Here is a 17,620-nt window from a genome sequence, read left to right as displayed (position 1 = left end):
TGCGAACAATATCTCAAGGTTGTGTTCGTTTGTGGCGCTGCGCGCCCCAGGGGGAATTTGCGTCTTGTCCACACTTGCAGCGCCCGACGCCATCAAGCCGATCACCAATGGCGTCTTACGGGACGTGACGCTCAGCGCGTCCGGATCCACGGTCTACGTCTCCAACAACGAAGGGTGGGTCACAGCGTTCAGCGCCGCGACGGGCGATGTGATCAATCGCTGGAAGCTTGGGACGAACCTGTCAGGCATGGATGTCTCTCCCGACGGGCGATACTTGATCGCGGCCGAGCAGCAGCCGTCGGGCGGTGTGGCGGTTCTCCACCGGCTGGACCTGACGACAGGCGCAATCCAGGACTACTCCACGGGTGTGGTCGCGTCAGAGGGCGGGTTCTATGACGCGGCCTGGGGCCAGGACGGGGTCATCCTTCTGTCTCAAGGCTCGCCCTACAGCGGGCCGCTGCAACTCTGGACCCTGAATGCGGCGAACGGTCAGTTCACCCGGGTAAGCGGTCAGCCGGCCGGCTCGCTTTCCGTATCCGAAGATCGCGGCAAGATCCTCGTCGGAGGCGAAGGCGCTCCAGGCGGTGCGCTGTATGTCTATGACGTTGCCAGCAAGACGACGACGACGTTCGCCGATCCCACGACCTACTCCAACAATGGGATGCAGGCGATCTCCAGCGCCGGCGGGCTGGTGGCGCAGGCCCTGTACGGAGCCTTGCGGATCTTCAACACCACAAACAACAAGTTCGTTGTGGATGTCACGACCGTTCAGCCGCAGATCAAGTTCAACATGATCGGCGTCGAGTTCAGCGCCGATGGCTCGAAGCTGTTCGTGCTGGACAAGCAGTTCGACCGGATCCTGCAGCTGTCTACGACAGACTGGTCCGTTCAGCGCTCCATCCGCCTCGGAATCGACGTCGGCGACGTCTATCTCGGTGACAGCGCCCACGGCGACCGCATGAACCTTTCGGCGGATGGCCGCTACCTGCTGGTTCTGACCGGCGGCTCGGTGGTCTCCGTCAGCGTCGAGGCGGCTTGGGACGCCGGCACGGACAAAGCCGATATTCTGACCGGCGATGCGGCCGCCAACGTGATCTTCGGCTTCGCTGGAAACGACGTGATCGTCGGCGGCGCGGGCAACGACACGCTTTACGGCGACGCCGGGGACGACATTCTGGTTGGCGGCCTGGGCGACGACATGCTGGATGGCGGCGCAGGGATCGACACCGCCGACTACAGCGCCGCGACCGGAGGCGTGAACCTTCTTCTGAACTACTACAATCAGGACGCCGGTCCGATGGGCCGCGACTCCTTGATCTCGATCGAGAATATCAAGGGATCGGCCTTCGATGACACGCTGACCGCTCAGGACGGGACCAACGTTCTCATGGGCGGCGGCGGTAACGATATCCTCTACGGCAATGCCGGTGACGATGTACTGCGCGGCGAGATCGGCGACGACACGCTGCTCGGCGGCTACGGCGACGACATCACCGATGGCGGCGACGGCTTCGACATCGTGTCCTTCGAGGATGTCTATGCCAGCGTTCAGGTCGATCTTGGCAAGACGGGCGCGCAGAACACGCGCGGCGGCGGCGTCGACACCCTGATCGGCATCGAAGGCGTCAGGGGCGCGGGATATCGCGACATCCTGATCGGCTCGGATGGCGACAACACGTTCGAGGGGCGTGGCGGCGACGACATCATCGACGGCAAGGGCGGGGCCGACACCGCGATCTACAGCGGCGCCTCCACCAGCTACAACTGGTCGCGCAACGCCAATGGAACCTGGACCGTGCGCGACACCCGCGCCAGTGGCGACGGCGTCGACACCCTTCTGAACATCGAGTTTCTGAAGTTCAGCGACAAGACCGTATCGCTCTCGCCGCCGGACACCACCACCACCGTAGGCACGCTCGTTACGCCGGACGTGGTGCGCATGGTCACGGCCCGCAACGGATACCCCGCGACGATCAGCGCGGACGGCAAGACGATCTTCTCGGCCGCCTCGGGCGGCTATGTCGACGCCTTCGACATCGCGACCGGCGACCTCACAGGGCGGTGGAAGATCGGCGAGGTCGTCGGGGCCTTGGACGCGTCGCCGGACGGCCGGTATCTTTTCGTGATCGGCGAGCTCAAGCAGACCAATCCGGAGCCCTTCTTCGAGGGGCAGGCGAAGGTTCACCGACTGGATACGGTGACCGGCATGGTGACCGACTACATCGCCCAGGTCTCCGGCAATGGCAGAGGCTTCCGCGACATCGCGGTCGGCGCGGATGGCAAGGTCGTGCTCACCCAGACCGGGATCGAGGGCAGCCAGAGCGCGCTCTGGACTCTGGACCCGGTCGCCGGTCAGTTCAGCGCCGCGAACGGCTACGGCGCCAACGGTGCGCTGACGATCTCGGCCGACCGATCCAAGATCCTGTTCGTCCCCAGCGATATCTCCAGTTCGCCGATGTACGTCTACGACGTCGCGTCGAAGACGATCACGCAGAAGGCCTTTGGCGGGTTCTTCAACGCGGGCGTCCAGGCGATCTCGGCGACCGCCAAGCTGATGACTATGGTCGGCTGGGATGAGGCGCGTGTCTTCGACCTCGCCGGCAACCAGGTCGCCGACCTCGCCAAGATCCATCCGTTCCTGACCGATGCGATCCAGGGACTGACCTTCAGCGCCGACGGTTCCAAGCTGTTCGTCGTCGATAAGGACAATCAGCGCGTTCTGCAGCTTTCAACTCAGGACTGGTCGATCGAGCGCGCCATTCACATTCCCTATGGCCCCATCGAATGGAACTCGGGCGTCACGGCGCTGGGCGATCGCGTGACGGTCTCCGCGGATGGTCGCTACCTGCTGCTTCTGCCCGGCGCGACGGTGGTAACGATCGACCTACAGGCCAACTGGATCTCGGGCTCCGACAAGGCCGACGTGGTGGTGGGCGATGACAAGGCCAACAAGATCTACGGCTTTATCGGCAACGACGTCATCGATGGCGGCGCGGGCGACGATTATCTCTATGGCGACGATGGCGACGACCGGCTGATCGGCGGGGTAGGCAACGATTATCTCGACGGCGGCGCGGGTGAAGACACCGCGGACTACAGCGGCGCCGCCTCGGCTGTGACCGTCAGCCTCGAAAGCCAATACTGGGAGCAGGACACCAAGGGCGCAGGCCGGGATATCCTGACCAGGATCGAAAACCTGATCGGCTCGGCCTTCGACGACAAGCTCGAGGGCGGATATTACGCCAATCGTCTGGACGGCGGCGCGGGCAACGACGTCATCAACGGCCGTTCTGGCAGCGACACGCTGATCGGCGGGGCCGGCGACGACGTTCTGAACGGCGGCGAGGGCGACGACACCTATGACGGCGGTTCCGGCTACGACACCGTGACCTATGAAGGGGCGACCTCGGGCGTCATCGTCGATCTCGGCAGTACGGGCCTGCAGAACACCCGAGGCGGCGGCGTCGAGACCCTGACCAGCATCGAGGGCCTGAAGGGATCGAGCTACGCCGACACCCTGACCGGCAACGGCGTCGCCAACATCCTCGACGGCGGAGCAGGTGACGACGTCCTCAGTGGGGGCGATGGTGACGACACCCTCATCAGTGGCGCGGGGAACGACACGATCGACGGGGGCGCGGGCACGGATACGGCGCGCTTCTACGGGATGATGAACGACTATTCGGTCGTCCAGAACGCGGACGGTTCGGTCACCGTGACGGACCTGCGTTTTGGTTCGCCGGACGGTGTCGATCGCCTGATCAATGTCGAGAAGATCGTGTTTGGGCCGCCGCCGTCCGCCGAGGCGATCGCGCAGCAGTTCAACTATATTCTGCGCCAGACGACCCTAACGCCGACGCTGACCGCACTTTCACAGACGCTGCTGGAAAAGTGGAGCTCCGGAGCCATGTCCGCGGCCGATGTGACGAAGGCCATCGTCGAGCACGCGGACGCCACGACATCGGTCGCGTCGATGACCTACCAATTCTTCACGGGTAAGGTCCCGACGGCCACGGGATTCGCCTACCTCGTCGCTCCGGGTTGGAATCCCAGCAACCTCAACAGCGAGGTCTACGCCAAGTTTAATACGGTGAACCGCTACATCAACTTCGCCATGAACCTCGGCCGCAATGGCGAGGCCAAGGACAGTTTCGCCGCTGAGTACGGCTCGCTGACCCTGTTTGAGGCCACGCGGAAGGCCTATGGCGTCATCTTCGGCAGCGTGCCGAACGACGCCAAGGTCACGCAGTTGCTGGAAGGGCGCGTGGCGTTCCTGGCCAGCTTCAGCGGCGATCCGGCCGAGGGCATTGGCACCAAGGCGGCGATGGTCGGCTTCCTGCTGGCAGCGGCCGCGACCGAGAACGTCGGGGTCTTCGCGCGGTCGAACGACGCCTGGCTGACGGACCTGGCCGACGGCTCGGCGCCGTATGCGGTGAACCTGATCGATCCGGCCAACGGCTACTACAAGGCCGACTTCGTCTACGGCGGCTAGGCCGTTACTTCGGCTGCATCGGCGGGACCGTCGGCACCGTGCCCGGGGTCATGGGCATGGGATCGGCGGCGCGGGCCGGGTCGGTGTCGGTCGGCGGCGTGGACGGCAGGCTGGGCGGCGCGGCCATCGGCGTCGGGTTCACCGCGGTGTCGCCCGAGCTGGTGCTGGACGGCTGGGTCGACATCGGGGCGGCCGCCGAGGTGTCGGTGGACAGGCCGGTCTCAGCCTGGGTCGAGCCGGCCCACCAGTCCTTGCTGGCCCGCAGTTTCGGCGAGGCCTTGGCGTAGGCGTCCAGTTGCGAATAGGGGATCGGCTGCTTGGGGCCGCCCTGCGGGGCCGCCTTCTGCGCGGCGAGCGCGGGCGCGCCGGCCGCCAGGGTGAGCGCCGCCGTCGCGGCGAGCATCTTCGTGAGCATGGAAGGTCTCCAGGGGAGAACGGCGTCTTTTTGGCGCCATGAGCAAAACCCGCGGGGCGGCCGGGCGGTTCACAGCTTGGCCTTGTGCGGCGGAACCGGCTCGCTCGCGCCGGGTTGTGGAGGCTCCCCTACCGCAAGGAGCGTTCCCCATGACGACCCAGACCCTCCGCGGCCGCAAGGTCGCCGTCCTGGCCACCGACGGCTTCGAACAGTCGGAACTGGAAAAGCCCGTCGAGGCGCTGAAGGCGGCGGGCGCACAGGTCGAGGTGGTCTCGCCCAAGGGCGGCCAGATCCAGGGTTGGGAGCATCATGACAAGGGTCGCGCCGTGCCGGTCGACCGCGAGCTGTCGGCCGCCAAGCCCGAGGACTATGACAGCATCGTCCTGCCGGGCGGGGTGATGAACCCCGACGCCCTGCGGCTGGAGCCCCAGGCCATCGACTTCATCAAGCACTTCGTGGCGACGAAAAAGCCAATCGCCGCGATCTGCCACGGCCCCTGGACCCTGATCAACGCCGGCGCGGTCGACGGCCGGGAAATGACCTCTTGGCCGTCGCTGGAGGCCGACCTGACCAATGCCGGGGCCCGCTGGGTCGACCGCGAGGTGGTGGTCGACGATGGCCTGGTCACCTCGCGCAATCCCGACGACCTGCCGGCCTTCTGCGCCAAGATGGTCGAAGAGTTCGCCGAGAGCCGTCACTAGACCGTGATGCGAGGCGGCGTCTGCGGGCGCCGCTTAGCTTTTGATAAGCGCTTCGAAAGTGGGTTAGCCTGGTTTCGCAAAAGACGTCTGTCCCGCCGGCTGCGATCCAGGCCGGCTCCCAACGGAGACACGCATGCCCCAGAGCCGCCCGGCCGACAAACCTCACGTCCTTCTGTCTCACGAAATGCTGTTGGGGCTGCAGCCGTTGCTGGAGAACGCCTACACCGTCCATCGGCTGTGGGACTATCCGGACCGCATGGCCTTCCTGGAAGGGCCAGGGCAGGAGGTTCGCGCCATCGTCCATGTCGGCGAGACCGCGCTGAGCCGCGACATGCTGGCCGAGATGCCCAAGCTGGGCCTGATCTCATGCGTCAGCGTCGGCTATGACGGCGTCGACGTCCCCTGGTGCAAGGCCCACGGCGTTGCCGTCACCCACTCTACCGGCTTGAACGCCGCCGACGTCGCCGACCACGCGGTGGGCCTGGTGCTGGCGGCCTGGCGCGGCCTGGTCGAGGGCGACCGCCGCCTGCGCGCGGGGCGCTGGAGCCTGGGCGAGCGGATGTCGCCGCGCCAGGGCCTGCGCGGCCGCAAGGCGGGCATCGTGGGCCTAGGCCATATCGGCGAGGCGGTGGCGCGCCGACTGGAAGCCTTTGACATGGAGATCGCCTGGTGGGCGCCGCGCGCCAAGGACAGCAGCTATCCGCGCGCCGAAAGCCTGCTGGCCCTGGCCCGGGACGCCGATGTTCTGGTGGTCTGCGCCCGCGCCGACGCCAGCAACCGCCACAGCGTCAACAAGGCCGTGATCGAAGCGGTCGGGCCGCAGGGCCTGATCGTCAATGTCGCGCGCGGTTCGCTGATCGACGAGGACGCCCTGATCGCGGCGCTGAAGGCCGGGACCCTGGGCATGGCGGCGCTGGACGTCTTCGAGCACGAGCCGACCCCGGCCGAACGCTGGGCCGACGTCCCCAACACCGTCCTGACCCCACACTCGGCCGGCGCGACGGTCGACAGCATCCCGGCCATGGTCGGCCTGACGATCGAGAACCTGCGGCGCTACTTCCACGGCGAACCGCTGGCCACGCCGGTGGCGGCCTAGGCCGGCGCTTCTCAGGTGGCCTGACCTGGATGGCCGCTAGGGTGTAGGTGTTGAAATCGGGTCGCAGCGCAAAGCCAGACGTTGGAGCTTCGCCCGCAAGCGGATATCGCATGGGTAAGGGAAGGGTGGTTTGCGGACACTAGACCCGGCAACTTGGCCAAGATGACTAGCCACTTGGGAAAGCGGGTAGCCAGTCGCGCCAACGAGCCCGAAGCTGATCAACACCCTCAGCGGTAGGTAAGAAGAGATCGGCCCCGCCGTCGTATGGCGCGAAAACCGCTCCGGTGCGGTTCGACATCCAGAGCCAACTGCTCTGCGCCGCATCTAAAGCGATCTCCCTAAGCAGTTGAATGAAGCGCCGGTCACCCCAGCGCACGGGCGCAGCGTGGATCACCCAAGAGCCGTCATCTTCATCATCGTGGAAAGCCATGCCCGTAGGGCGCATGTGGTAACGCTGGAATCGCCTTTTCTGAGTGGCCTCTGACTTCTCGAGCCAGCGCCGAATGTCCGCATCAGGCGGAGGCTCAATGAAGTGATCATCCTCAAAAGAGTATGTCACCAGCCATGCGTCTTCGCGCCCCAGCGTCGCGTAAGCCATTGCGTTGGCGCGTGCGATGACGGTCCGCATTTCCTCTTTCGTGTCCGGATACTGCTTAGATGCGGGCAGTGAGTGGAAGCGTTGCCAGTGCTGAAGCTTGGCGAGGCGCATTACATGCGCGACCGGAACGTGACCGCTGTGGAAGTTATTCCAAGCCGCCTCAAAGGTGGCGAAACCTGAGCTATCCATTCTAGGGTCCATAGCAGTAAAGCTTTGCCTTGGTCAGCTACGGCCGGCCGATCACGTCACTTGGTCCAGCGGGTAGGCCAACGACCGCTCAGGGTCGCCACCGGAGTTAACGCCCCTTTCCGATAGCGGACGCGTTTAGGGGTGTGGGGCACCCGAAAGCGGACGTTCAAATCCCTCTCTCATAGAGAGAGGGAGGGGCCCGCCGCGTAGCGGTGGGAGGGTGAGAGGTTACACCGCTCACCGATTGATCCTCAGCCTGTTCACTTGGGTTGCGCAGAAGGCCCAGCCGGTCCTGACAGTCCCGCGACCTGCGCCCGCCGCCTTGGTCCTGCCCGGTCCGGAGGGATTATAACCTCTCACCCTCCCACGCCTGCGGCGCGGGCCCCTCCCTCTCTCTATGAGAGAGGGGCTTGGTGAAATGTCCGCTATTGGTCGGGTCCCGAAATTCAACCCCGACCCCAGCGGCCGACATTCCGAGGCTCTACGCCTCCGCCGCCACCCGGCTATCCCAACCTGCCATCGTCACCTGGGCCACCGCTTCAAGCTCTGCGCGCGGGGCGCCGTCGCGGGCCAGGATCGACATGCCGTTCTGGACGGTCTGGACGAAGCGGGCGAGGGCGCGGATGTCGAGGCTGGCGGAGATCTCGCCGGCGGCGACGGCGCGGGTCAGGCGGGTCTCCAGGCGCTGCAGGGTGACGCCGCGCGCGGTGCGGACGAGGTCTGCGATCTCGGCGTGGTCGGCGACCGAGGACAGGGTGACCATGCAGCCGTTCGGGGTGCCGGGCAGGGCGCCGGTCAGGGCCGCCGCCGAGTCCATCAGCAGCGCCTCGACGGCCGCCCGGGCGGTGGGGGCGGTGTTGAAGCGGCCCCAGACCGAGGCCTCGTAGCGGGCCTGGTAGTGGCCCAGCGCCTCCATGTAGAGCGCTTCCTTCGAGCCGAACGCCGCATAGAGGCTGGGCGAGCCGATGCCCATGGCGGCGGTCAGGTCCGAGATCGAGGTCGCCTCGTAGCCCTTGCGCCAGAAGAGGTGCGTGGCCTTGGCCAGGGCGTCCTCCCGATCGAAGGCGCGAGGCCTGCCGCGCCCGCGCGCGGCCTGTGGATCAGAATTTTGCATCGATCGATATATAATCCCTTGAACCCGGGCCGCAACGCGCCCAGCTATTTCTGTATCGGTCGATACAGAAAGGTTTTCCGATGAGCGAACTGGTTGGTAAACGCGCCCTGGTGACGGGGGCATCACGGGGCATCGGCGCGGGCATCGCCCTGGCGCTGGCCCGGAAGGGCGCCGACGTGGCGATCACCTACGAGCGCTCGGCGGACCGGGCGGCCGAGGTGGTGCGGGCGATCGAGGGGCAGGGGCGGCGCGCCTTCGCCATCCAGGCCGACAGCGCCGATCCGGCGGCGGTCAAGCGCGCCGTCGATGACGCCGCCGCGCAGCTGGGTGGGCTGGATATCCTGGTCAACAACGCCGGCATCGCCCGCTATGGCGACGTTGACGACATCAGCCTGGACGACATCGACGCCCAGCTGAACGTCAATGTGCGCGGCGTGGTGCTGGCCTCGCAGGCGGCGATTCCGCACCTGCAGTCGGGCGGGCGCATCGTCTCGATCGGCTCGTGCCTGGCCGAGCGCGCGCCGTTCGGCGGCTCGACGGTCTATTCGATGACCAAGTCGGCGCTGCTGGCCTTCAATCGCGGGCTTTCGCGGGAGCTGGGTCCGCGCAACATCACCGTCAATCTGGTGCAGCCGGGCCCGATCGACACCGACATGAACCCCGCCGACGGCGACCATGCCGAGGTCATCCGCAACCTGACCTCGCTGGGCCACTATGGCGAGACGGCCGACATCGCCGAGGCCGTGGCCTTCCTGGCCAGCCCGGCCGCCAAGTTCATCAACGGCTCGGTGCTGACCGTGGACGGCGGCGCCAACGCCTAAGCGCCCTTGATCTTCCCGCCGCCGTCTCTGCTAGGATCAGCGGAGGCGGCGGTATGGGAGCAGGCCATGGCCAAGGTGCTGGGGATCGGCGGGGTGTTCTTCAAGGCGCAGGACCCGGCCGCGGTGCGTGACTGGTATGCGCGGGTGCTGGGCTTCGACATCCACGACTGGGGCGGGGCGATCTTCAAGCAGCCCAAGGGCACGACCAACTGGTCGCCGTTCGCTGCCGACACCCAGTATTTCGCGCCGTCCGACGCGCCGTTCATGATCAATTTCATAGTCGATGATATCGAAGGCGTGCTGGCCAAGGCCGCCGCCGAGGGCGTCGAGGCCCTGGGCCAACAGGACGAGGGCGGCATGGGGCGATTTGCCTGGCTGCTGGATCCCGCCGGGGTCAAGATTGAGCTCTGGGAGCCCGCAAAGCCCAGCTCTGAGGCATAATATTCTCTTGCCAAATCGGACATAAAGATATCTTTATGTCCTCATGAAGCTTACCGCCGAACAGGTCGTCGAGGTGCTGCGCGCCGCCGGCGAGTCGACGCGCCTACGCCTTCTGGCCCTGCTGGCGGCCGAGGAGCTGTCGGTGCTGGAACTGTGCCGCATCCTCGACCAGAGCCAGCCGCGCGTCTCGCGTCACCTGAAATTGCTGGCCGAAGCGGGCCTCGTCGAGCGGTTTCCGGACGGGGCCTGGGTGTTCTACCGCCTGGCCGCCAAGTCGCCGGGCCGGTTCCTGGTCGAGCAGGCCTTGGACCTGATCGACGACACCGATCCCGTCGTCCGCCTGGACGCCGACAAGCTGACCGCCGTGCGGGCCGAGCGCTCGACCGACGCCCAGGCCTATTTCGCCCGCAACGCCGCGCGCTGGAACGAGATCCGCTCGCTTTACGTCGACGAGGCCGAGGTCGAGGCGGCCATCCTGCGCGCGACCGGGGAGGGGCCGTTCGACGAGCTGGTCGACCTGGGCGCGGGCGCCGGTCGGATGCTGACCCTGCTGGGCAAGCGCGCCAGCAACGCCCTGGGTCTGGACCTGTCGCAGCAGATGCTGAACATCGCCCGCGACGAGGTGGCCAAGGCTGGCCTGGCCCAATGCGAGCTGCGCCATGGCGACATCTTCCGCACCGGCCTGCCGGGCGGCTGCGCCGACCTGGTGACCGTCCATCAGGTGCTGCACTATCTGTCGGATCCCGCCAACGCCGTGGCCGAGGCCGCGCGCTTGGTGACGCCCGGGGGCCTGCTGCTGATCGCCGACTTCGCGCCGCACGACCACGAGTTCCTGCGCGAGGTGCACCAGCATCGTCGCCTGGGCTTCGAGGACGCCGAGATCATCCCCTGGATCGAGGCCGCGGGCCTGGCCCTGGAAAGCAATATCGCCCTGCCGCCGGCCTCGGCCGAGGGGCTGACCGTGAAGATCTGGACGGCCCGCCGCCCAGCTGTCGCCGCAAGGAACGCCGCATGACCCTTCCGCCCACCCGCCGCGTGATCGGTCCTGTCGCCCGCGCCGGCGAACGCACAGGACGTCCTCGCGTCTCGTTCGAGTTCTTCCCGCCCAAGACTCCGGCGATGGAAGAGAACCTGTGGCAAGCGATCACCCGTCTGGCCCCGCTGGATCCGGCCTTCGTCTCGGTGACCTATGGCGCCGGCGGCTCGACCCGCGAGCGCACCCACCGCACGGTCAAGCGCATCCTGGACGAGACCAGCCTGAAGCCGGCCGCCCACCTGACCTGCGTCGGCGCCAGTCGTGAGGAGGTGGACGAGGTCATCCGTGAGTACTGGGAGACGGGCGTTCGCCATATCGTCTCGCTGCGCGGCGATCCGCCCCCCAGCGAGGGCGGCATCGGCGGGGTCTATGTCCCGCGCGCCGACGGTTACGCCAACGCCACCGAACTGACCAAGGCCATCCGCGGCATCTCGCCGTTCGAGGTGCTGGTCGGGGTCTATCCCGAGAAGCACCCGGAAAGCCCGTCGATCGAGCATGACATCGACGTGCTGAAGCAGAAGGTCGACGCCGGCGCGACCCTGGGCATCAGCCAGTTCTTCTTCGATCTGGACGTCTTCCTGCGCTATGTCGACAAGGTCCGCGCCGCCGGGATCACCATCCCGATCGTGCCGGGCATCATGCCGGTGACCAACTTCAACGGCCTGAAGAAGATGTCGGCGGCGTGCGGGACCTCGATCCCGGGCTGGCTGGCCAACCTGTTCGAAGGGCTGGACGACGACGCCGAGACCCGCCGCCTGATCGCCTGCTCGGTCGCCACCGAGATGTGCGCCAAGCTGCAGGAGCAGGGGTTCGAGGACTTCCACTTCTACACCCTGAACCGGGCCGACCTGGTCTACGCGATCTGCCGCGTGCTGGGCGTCCGCGAGACCCCGACCGCCGCCACGGAGGCCGCCGCATGAAAGCGCTTATCCTCGCCGCCGCCCTGCTGGCCACGCCGGCCCTGGCGCATCAGCAGCAGCCCGCCAATCCCTATGGCGACGACAACGCCAACTGGGTGCGCCCGATCAAGCCGTACCGCGTGGTCGGCAATATCTACTACGTGGGGTCCGAGGGCCTGCCGGCCTGGCTGATCACCTCGTCGGAAGGCCACATCCTGCTGGACGGCGGACCCTCGACCGACGGCGGCAAGCTGGTCGAGCGCGCCATCCAGCAACTGGGCTTCCAGCTGGCCGACGTGAAGATCCTGATCAACACCCACGCTCACTTCGACCACGCCGGCGGCCTGGCCGTACTGAAGGCCGACACCGGCGCCAAGCTGTGGGCCTCGCGCCTGGACAAGCCGGCGCTGGAGGCGGGCCACCACATCGGCTTCAACAGCAACGGCCCAACGCCGTTCCCGGCGGTCAAGGTCGACAAGAGCTTCGGCGACGGGACGAGGCTGCGCCTGGGCGAGAACCAGCTGGTCGCCCACCTGACGCCTGGCCACTCGATCGGCTGCACCACCTGGACCATGGCGGTGACCGAGAAGGGCCGGCCGCTGAACGTGACCTTCAACTGCTCGATGTCGGTGGCGGGCAACCAGCTGATCGACAACAGGGAGCATCGCAACATCGTCGCCGACTATCGCGCGACCTTCGCCACGATGCGCAGCCTGCCGACCGACGTCATGCTGCCCTCGCATGAGGAGCAGGGCGACCTGGTGGCCAAGCGCGAGCGGATGCTGCGTGGCGACGCCAACGCCTTCATCGATCCGACCGAGCTGGCCCGCCTGACGGACCGCTACGAAGCCAACTTCGAAAAGGAACTGGCGCGGCAGGAAGCCGCCGCCGGCAAGGCCCCGCGATGACCGACCTCTCCATTCGCGCCAACCGCGTCGCCGCTCTCAAGGCCGCCGCTAAGGAACGCATCCTGATCCTCGACGGCTCCTGGGGCGTGATGTTCCAGAAGAAGGGCCTGACCGAGGCCGACTACCGCGCCGAGCGCTTCGCCGACTACGACGGCCAGATGAGGGGCAACAACGACATCCTGTGCCTGACCCGGCCGGATCTCGTGGCCGAGCTGCACGACGCCTATTTCTCGGCCGGCGCGGACATCTCCGAGACCAACACCTTCTCGGGCACCACCATCGCCCAGGCCGACTACCGCCTGGGCCAGCAGGAGGTGTGGGACATCAATTTCGAGGGCGCCAAGATCGGCCGCTCGGTGGCCGACCGCTGGAACGTCGAGAACCCGGCGCGTCCGAAGTTCATCGCCGGCTCGATCGGGCCGCTGAACGTCATGCTGTCGATGTCGTCGGACGTGAACGACCCCGGCGCGCGCAAGGTGACCTTCGACCAGGTCTATCAGGCCTATCGCGAGCAGGTGGACGCGCTCTATCAGGGCGGGGTCGACCTCTTCCTGATCGAGACCATCACCGACACCCTGAACTGCAAGGCGGCGATCAAGGCCATCCTGGACCTGCGCGACGAGGGCCATGAGGAGCTGCCGATCTGGATCAGCGGCACCATCACCGACCGCTCGGGCCGCACCTTGTCTGGCCAGACGGCCGAGGCGTTCTGGAACTCGATCAAGCACGCCAAGCCGTTCGCGGTGGGCTTCAACTGCGCCCTGGGCGCGGATCTGATGCGCCCGCACATCGCCGAGATGGCCCGCATCGCCGACACCTTGGTCGCCGCCTATCCCAACGCCGGCCTGCCCAACGCCATGGGCCAGTACGACGAGGAGCCGCACGAGACCGGCCACGCCCTTCACGAATGGGCCAAGGACGGTCTGGTCAACATCCTGGGCGGCTGCTGCGGCACCACGCCGGACCACATCCGCCACGTGGCCGACGAAGTGCGCGGCGTCACCCCGCGCCAGATCCCCGAGCGTCCGAAGGCTATGCGCCTGGCCGGCCTCGAACCCTTCGAACTCGCCTAAAGCCTGAGCCCGATGACCATGCGCACCACCATCCTCTTCGGCGGCGAGAGCCGCGAGCGCCTCGTGGCCGTGGCCAGCGCCCAGGGTCTGTCGCGGACCCTGCCGGACGCCGACCTGTGGTTCTGGGCGCCGGACGGCAACGTCTATGTCGCCAGCCAGGCCGTGCTGCTGGGCCATGACCGACCGTTCGAACTGGACCTGCCGACCGAGGGCGCGCCGATCGGCGACCTCGAAACCGCCCTGGACTTGGCCGCCCGCGAAGACCGCGCGCTGCTCTTGAGCCTGCATGGCGGCTCGTCCGAGGACGGCCGGTTGCAGAAACTGTGCGAGGCGCGCGGCGTGGCCTTCACCGGTTCGGGCTCGCACGCCAGCTGGCTGGCGTTCAGCAAGACGCGGGCGAAGGACGTGGTCGAAAAGGCCGGCGTCTCGGTCCCCCAGAACATTTCCGCCGAGGATGCCGAGGCGGCGTTCGCCAAGTACGGCCGCCTGATCGCCAAGCCGTCCGAGGACGGCTCCAGCTACGGCCTGATCTTCGTCGACACCCCGGGCGACCTGGATGCGGCGCTGAAGGCGGCGGCCGAGCAGGCCTATGTCATCGAGCCGTTCGTGCGCGGCCTGGAAGCCACCTGCGGCGTGCTGGAACTGGCCAGCGGCGAGGTCATCGCCCTGCCGCCGGTCGAGATCCGGCCGTCGGGCGACAAGTTCGACTACAAGAGCAAGTACCTGGCCAAGGACACGGTCGAGATCTGCCCGGCGTCGTTCGCGCCGGAGGTCAACGCCGAGCTGCAGGCCCAGGCGCTGAAGGCCCACAAGGCGCTGGGCTGCCGGGGCTATTCGCGCTCAGACTTCATCGTCTCCGAGCATGGCCTGGTCTATCTGGAAACCAACACCCTGCCGGGCCTGACCGCCTCGTCGCTGTTCCCCAAGGCGCTGAAGGCCCAGGGGATCGCGTTCGCCGACTTCCTGCGCGGCCAGATCGCGCTGGGCGTGGCTCGCGCCGGAAAGGCTGCCTCGTAATGCGTCCCGTCTTCGTCAATATCGGTGAGCGCACCAACGTCACCGGCTCGGCCAAGTTCAAGAAGCTGATCGTCGAGGGCAACTACCCCGAGGCCCTGTCGGTCGCCCGCCAGCAGGTCGAGGCCGGCGCCCAGGTCATCGACGTCAACATGGACGAGGGCCTGCTGGACAGCCAGCAGGCGATGATCACCTACCTGAACCTGATGGCCGCCGAGCCCGACATCGCCCGCGTGCCGGTGATGATCGACAGCTCCAAGTGGGAGGTGATCGAGGCGGGCCTCAAGTGCGTCCAGGGCAAGGCGATCGTCAATTCGATCTCGATGAAGGAAGGCGAGGCCAAGTTCATCGAGCAGGCCAAGCTGTGCCTGCGCTATGGCGCGGCCGTGGTGGTCATGGCGTTCGACGAGGTCGGCCAGGCCGACACCGCCGCCCGCAAGATCGAGATCTGCGAGAAGGCCTACCGCGTCCTGGTCGACAAGGTCGGCTTCCCGCCCGAGGACATCATCTTCGACCCCAACATCTTCGCCGTGGCGACGGGGATCGAGGAGCACGACAACTACGCCGTCGACTTCATCGAAGGCACGCGCGAGATCAAGAAGCGCTGCCCGCACGCCCGCGTGTCGGGCGGGGTGTCGAACGTCTCGTTCAGCTTCCGTGGCAACGAGCCAGTGCGCCGGGCGATCCACTCGGTGTTCCTGTACCACGCCATCAACGCCGGCATGGACATGGGCATCGTCAACGCCGGCGACCTGCCGGTGTACGACGCGCTGGATCCCGAGCTGCGTGAGGCCGTCGAGGACGTGATCCTCAACCGTCCGCAGCGGACCAACGTCTCCAACACCGAGCGCCTGGTCGACATGGCCCCGCGCTACAAGGGCGAGAAGGGCCAGGTCCAGCAGGCTAACCTGGCCTGGCGCGAGGGCACGGTGAATGAGCGCATCACCCACGCCCTGGTCCACGGCATCACCGAATATATCGACGCCGACACCGAGGAGGCGCGCCTGTCGGTCGCGCGGCCGCTGCACGTCATCGAAGGCCACCTGATGGATGGCATGAACGTCGTCGGCGACCTGTTCGGCTCGGGCAAGATGTTCCTGCCGCAGGTCGTGAAATCGGCCCGCGTCATGAAGCAAGCCGTGGCCTGGCTGGAACCGTTCATGGAGGCCGAGAAGGAAGGCCAGGCCCGCAAGGCGGCCGGCAAGATCCTGATGGCCACGGTGAAGGGCGACGTCCATGACATCGGCAAGAACATCGTCGGCGTCGTGCTGCAGTGTAACAACTACGAGGTCGTCGATCTGGGCGTCATGGTGCCCGCCGACCGCATCTTGGAAGAGGCCAAGAAGCACGAGGTCGACATGATCGGCCTGTCGGGCCTGATCACCCCGTCGCTGGACGAGATGGTGTTCGTGGCCGCCGAGATGGAGCGCCAGGGCTTCGACATTCCGCTGCTGATCGGCGGGGCCACCACCAGCCGCACCCACACCGCGGTGAAGATCGAGCCGGCCTATCGTCGCGGTGCGACCACCTATGTTGTCGACGCCAGCCGGGCGGTGGGCGTGGTCTCCTCGCTGCTGTCGGAGACCGACAAGGACAAGGTCGTGGCCGAAACCCGCGCCGAGTACGTCAAGGTGCGAGAGCAGTATCTGCGCGGCCAGACTGTCAAGGCGCGCGCGTCGATCCAGGAGGCTCGCAAGCGCGCCTTCGCCATCGACTGGGCCGGCTATGCGCCGCCCAAGCCGGCCTTCATCGGCACGCGCGTGTTCGAGCCGACCCTGGCCGAGCTGGAGCCATTCATCGACTGGTCGCCATTCTTCGCCAGCTGGGAACTGATCGGCCGCTATCCGCAGATCCTGGAGGACGACGTCGTCGGCCAGGCCGCCACCGACCTCTATCGCGACGCCCGCGCCATGCTGAGCAAGGTGCTGGAAGAGAACTGGTTCGGGGCCAAGGGCGTGGTCGGCTTCTGGCCTGCCCAGGCCCAGGGCGACGACGTGGTCCTGTACACCGACGAGAGCCGCACGGCGGAGTTCTCGCGCTTCCACACCCTGCGCCAGCAGATGGACAAGGGCGCGGGCAAGTCGAACGTGGCGCTGTCGGACTTCGTCGCGCCGATCGGGCAGGGCGGCGACTATGTCGGCGGTTTCGCCGTCACCGCCGGCCACGGCGAGGACGAGATCGTCGCCAAGTTCAAGGCGGCCGGCGACGACTACAACGCCATCATGGCCTCGGCCCTGGCCGATCGCCTGGCCGAAGCCTTTGCCGAGTGGCTGCACCACAAGGTCCGCACGGAACTGTGGGGCTACGCCGGGGACGAGGACGCCGACGTCGAGCGGATGATTGCCGAGAAGTACCAGGGCATCCGCCCCGCGCCCGGCTATCCGGCCCAGCCCGACCACACCGAGAAGGGCACGCTGTTCAAGCTGCTGGACGCCGAGGCCGCCACGGGCCTGAAGCTGACCGAGAGCTACGCCATGACCCCCGGCGCGGCGGTCTCGGGCCTGTTCTTCAGCCATCCGCAGGCGCACTATTTCGGCGTCGGCAAGATCGACGCCGACCAGGTCGAGGACTATGCCGCCCGCAAGGGTTGGGATGTCGCCACGGCCGAGCGCTGGCTGTCGCCGATCCTCAACTACGACCCGGCGGCAAGGGCGCGCGGGGAGGCGGCTTAAGTTGGAAGCCCTCTCTCATGGAGAGAGGGAGGGCCCGCCGCGAAGCGGTGGGAGGGGGAGAGGGTTTCACCGCTGGCCGGAGAGACCTGAGCCCCTATCCGTTTCCCCGGCGAAAGCCGGGGCCCAGCTCTCGAAGCGCCGAGGCTGACGG

The 17,620-nt window shown here is 66.9% G+C and carries 14 protein-coding genes; 11 read left to right on the top strand and 3 right to left on the bottom strand.

The window, feature by feature from the left end; genetic code table 11:
* The first annotated feature begins 64 nt into the window (after positions 1-64).
* Positions 65-4,492: a hypothetical protein gene (locus tag ABDW31_RS10200; RefSeq protein WP_343698622.1), complete on the top strand. Its 4,428-nt coding sequence runs from the start codon at positions 65-67 to the stop codon at positions 4,490-4,492.
* A 4-nt stretch (positions 4,493-4,496) separates the two neighbouring features.
* On the opposite strand, the gene ABDW31_RS10195 is transcribed toward ABDW31_RS10200, so the two are convergent.
* Positions 4,497-4,907 (bottom strand): hypothetical protein, encoded by a 411-nt coding sequence (locus tag ABDW31_RS10195; protein WP_343698621.1) that lies wholly within the window; start codon positions 4,905-4,907, stop codon positions 4,497-4,499.
* 149 nt (positions 4,908-5,056) lie between these two features.
* Here ABDW31_RS10195 and ABDW31_RS10190 point away from each other — a divergent pair, with 149 nt between their 5' ends.
* Both ABDW31_RS10190 and ABDW31_RS10185 read left to right on the top strand, forming a co-directional pair.
* The gene (locus tag ABDW31_RS10190; protein WP_343698620.1) at positions 5,057-5,608 is read left to right on the top strand and encodes a type 1 glutamine amidotransferase domain-containing protein; all 552 of its coding nucleotides are present in this window, start codon (positions 5,057-5,059) and stop codon (positions 5,606-5,608) included.
* Between the two features lie 133 nt (positions 5,609-5,741).
* The gene (locus ABDW31_RS10185; RefSeq protein ID WP_343698619.1) at positions 5,742-6,704 is read left to right on the top strand and encodes a 2-hydroxyacid dehydrogenase; all 963 of its coding nucleotides are present in this window, start codon (positions 5,742-5,744) and stop codon (positions 6,702-6,704) included.
* A gap of 166 nt (positions 6,705-6,870) precedes the next feature.
* Here the strand turns inward: ABDW31_RS10185 and ABDW31_RS10180 are convergent, their stop codons facing one another.
* Both ABDW31_RS10180 and ABDW31_RS10175 read right to left on the bottom strand, forming a co-directional pair.
* Positions 6,871-7,491, bottom strand: coding sequence for a hypothetical protein (locus ABDW31_RS10180; protein WP_343698618.1), 621 nt, complete (start codon positions 7,489-7,491; stop codon positions 6,871-6,873).
* A gap of 481 nt (positions 7,492-7,972) precedes the next feature.
* Positions 7,973-8,605 (bottom strand): TetR/AcrR family transcriptional regulator, encoded by a 633-nt coding sequence (locus ABDW31_RS10175; RefSeq protein ID WP_343698617.1) that lies wholly within the window; start codon positions 8,603-8,605, stop codon positions 7,973-7,975.
* Positions 8,606-8,685: 80 nt separating this feature from the next.
* Between ABDW31_RS10175 and ABDW31_RS10170 the strand changes: the two genes are divergently transcribed.
* From ABDW31_RS10170 to metH, 8 genes are all read left to right on the top strand, one after another.
* Entirely contained in the window at positions 8,686-9,426 is a 741-nt protein-coding gene (locus tag ABDW31_RS10170) for a 3-oxoacyl-ACP reductase family protein (protein ID WP_343698616.1), read from the top strand.
* A 66-nt stretch (positions 9,427-9,492) separates the two neighbouring features.
* Entirely contained in the window at positions 9,493-9,867 is a 375-nt protein-coding gene (locus tag ABDW31_RS10165) for a VOC family protein (RefSeq protein ID WP_343698615.1), read from the top strand.
* Positions 9,868-9,910: 43 nt separating this feature from the next.
* Positions 9,911-10,882 carry a metalloregulator ArsR/SmtB family transcription factor gene (locus ABDW31_RS10160; protein ID WP_184721207.1) on the top strand — a complete coding sequence of 324 codons (972 nt, stop codon included), beginning with the start codon at positions 9,911-9,913 and terminating at the stop codon, positions 10,880-10,882.
* Positions 10,879-11,823: a methylenetetrahydrofolate reductase [NAD(P)H] gene (gene metF, locus ABDW31_RS10155; RefSeq protein ID WP_184721206.1), complete on the top strand. Its 945-nt coding sequence runs from the start codon at positions 10,879-10,881 to the stop codon at positions 11,821-11,823. The genes ABDW31_RS10160 and metF overlap by 4 nt, the downstream gene beginning before the upstream one ends.
* The gene (gene bla / locus ABDW31_RS10150; RefSeq protein ID WP_343698614.1) at positions 11,820-12,710 is read left to right on the top strand and encodes a subclass B3 metallo-beta-lactamase; all 891 of its coding nucleotides are present in this window, start codon (positions 11,820-11,822) and stop codon (positions 12,708-12,710) included. Before metF ends, bla begins: the two co-directional genes overlap by 4 nt.
* Positions 12,707-13,783 carry a homocysteine S-methyltransferase family protein gene (locus tag ABDW31_RS10145; RefSeq protein ID WP_343698613.1) on the top strand — a complete coding sequence of 359 codons (1,077 nt, stop codon included), beginning with the start codon at positions 12,707-12,709 and terminating at the stop codon, positions 13,781-13,783. The genes bla and ABDW31_RS10145 overlap by 4 nt, the downstream gene beginning before the upstream one ends.
* Before the next feature lie 12 nt (positions 13,784-13,795).
* The gene (locus tag ABDW31_RS10140; RefSeq protein WP_343698612.1) at positions 13,796-14,800 is read left to right on the top strand and encodes a D-alanine--D-alanine ligase; all 1,005 of its coding nucleotides are present in this window, start codon (positions 13,796-13,798) and stop codon (positions 14,798-14,800) included.
* The gene (gene metH / locus ABDW31_RS10135; protein ID WP_343698611.1) at positions 14,800-17,469 is read left to right on the top strand and encodes a methionine synthase; all 2,670 of its coding nucleotides are present in this window, start codon (positions 14,800-14,802) and stop codon (positions 17,467-17,469) included. The genes ABDW31_RS10140 and metH overlap by 1 nt, the downstream gene beginning before the upstream one ends.
* Positions 17,470-17,620: the final 151 nt, after the last annotated feature.

This window comes from Caulobacter sp., assembly GCF_039596335.1.
GTDB lineage: Bacteria > Pseudomonadota > Alphaproteobacteria > Caulobacterales > Caulobacteraceae > Caulobacter.
This window is presented reverse-complemented; position numbering and strand designations above follow the sequence as displayed.

Coding starts and splice junctions, on each gene's coding strand:
- ABDW31_RS10195 (WP_343698621.1), bottom strand. CDS start 4,907: ATGCTCACGAAGATGCTCGCCGCGACGGCGGCGCTCACCCTGGCGGCC.
- ABDW31_RS10190 (WP_343698620.1), top strand. CDS start 5,057: ATGACGACCCAGACCCTCCGCGGCCGCAAGGTCGCCGTCCTGGCCACC.
- ABDW31_RS10185 (WP_343698619.1), top strand. CDS start 5,742: ATGCCCCAGAGCCGCCCGGCCGACAAACCTCACGTCCTTCTGTCTCAC.
- ABDW31_RS10180 (WP_343698618.1), bottom strand. CDS start 7,491: ATGGATAGCTCAGGTTTCGCCACCTTTGAGGCGGCTTGGAATAACTTC.
- ABDW31_RS10175 (WP_343698617.1), bottom strand. CDS start 8,605: ATGCAAAATTCTGATCCACAGGCCGCGCGCGGGCGCGGCAGGCCTCGC.
- ABDW31_RS10170 (WP_343698616.1), top strand. CDS start 8,686: ATGAGCGAACTGGTTGGTAAACGCGCCCTGGTGACGGGGGCATCACGG.
- ABDW31_RS10165 (WP_343698615.1), top strand. CDS start 9,493: ATGGCCAAGGTGCTGGGGATCGGCGGGGTGTTCTTCAAGGCGCAGGAC.
- ABDW31_RS10160 (WP_184721207.1), top strand. CDS start 9,911: ATGAAGCTTACCGCCGAACAGGTCGTCGAGGTGCTGCGCGCCGCCGGC.
- metF (WP_184721206.1), top strand. CDS start 10,879: ATGACCCTTCCGCCCACCCGCCGCGTGATCGGTCCTGTCGCCCGCGCC.
- bla (WP_343698614.1), top strand. CDS start 11,820: ATGAAAGCGCTTATCCTCGCCGCCGCCCTGCTGGCCACGCCGGCCCTG.
- ABDW31_RS10145 (WP_343698613.1), top strand. CDS start 12,707: ATGACCGACCTCTCCATTCGCGCCAACCGCGTCGCCGCTCTCAAGGCC.
- ABDW31_RS10140 (WP_343698612.1), top strand. CDS start 13,796: ATGACCATGCGCACCACCATCCTCTTCGGCGGCGAGAGCCGCGAGCGC.
- metH (WP_343698611.1), top strand. CDS start 14,800: ATGCGTCCCGTCTTCGTCAATATCGGTGAGCGCACCAACGTCACCGGC.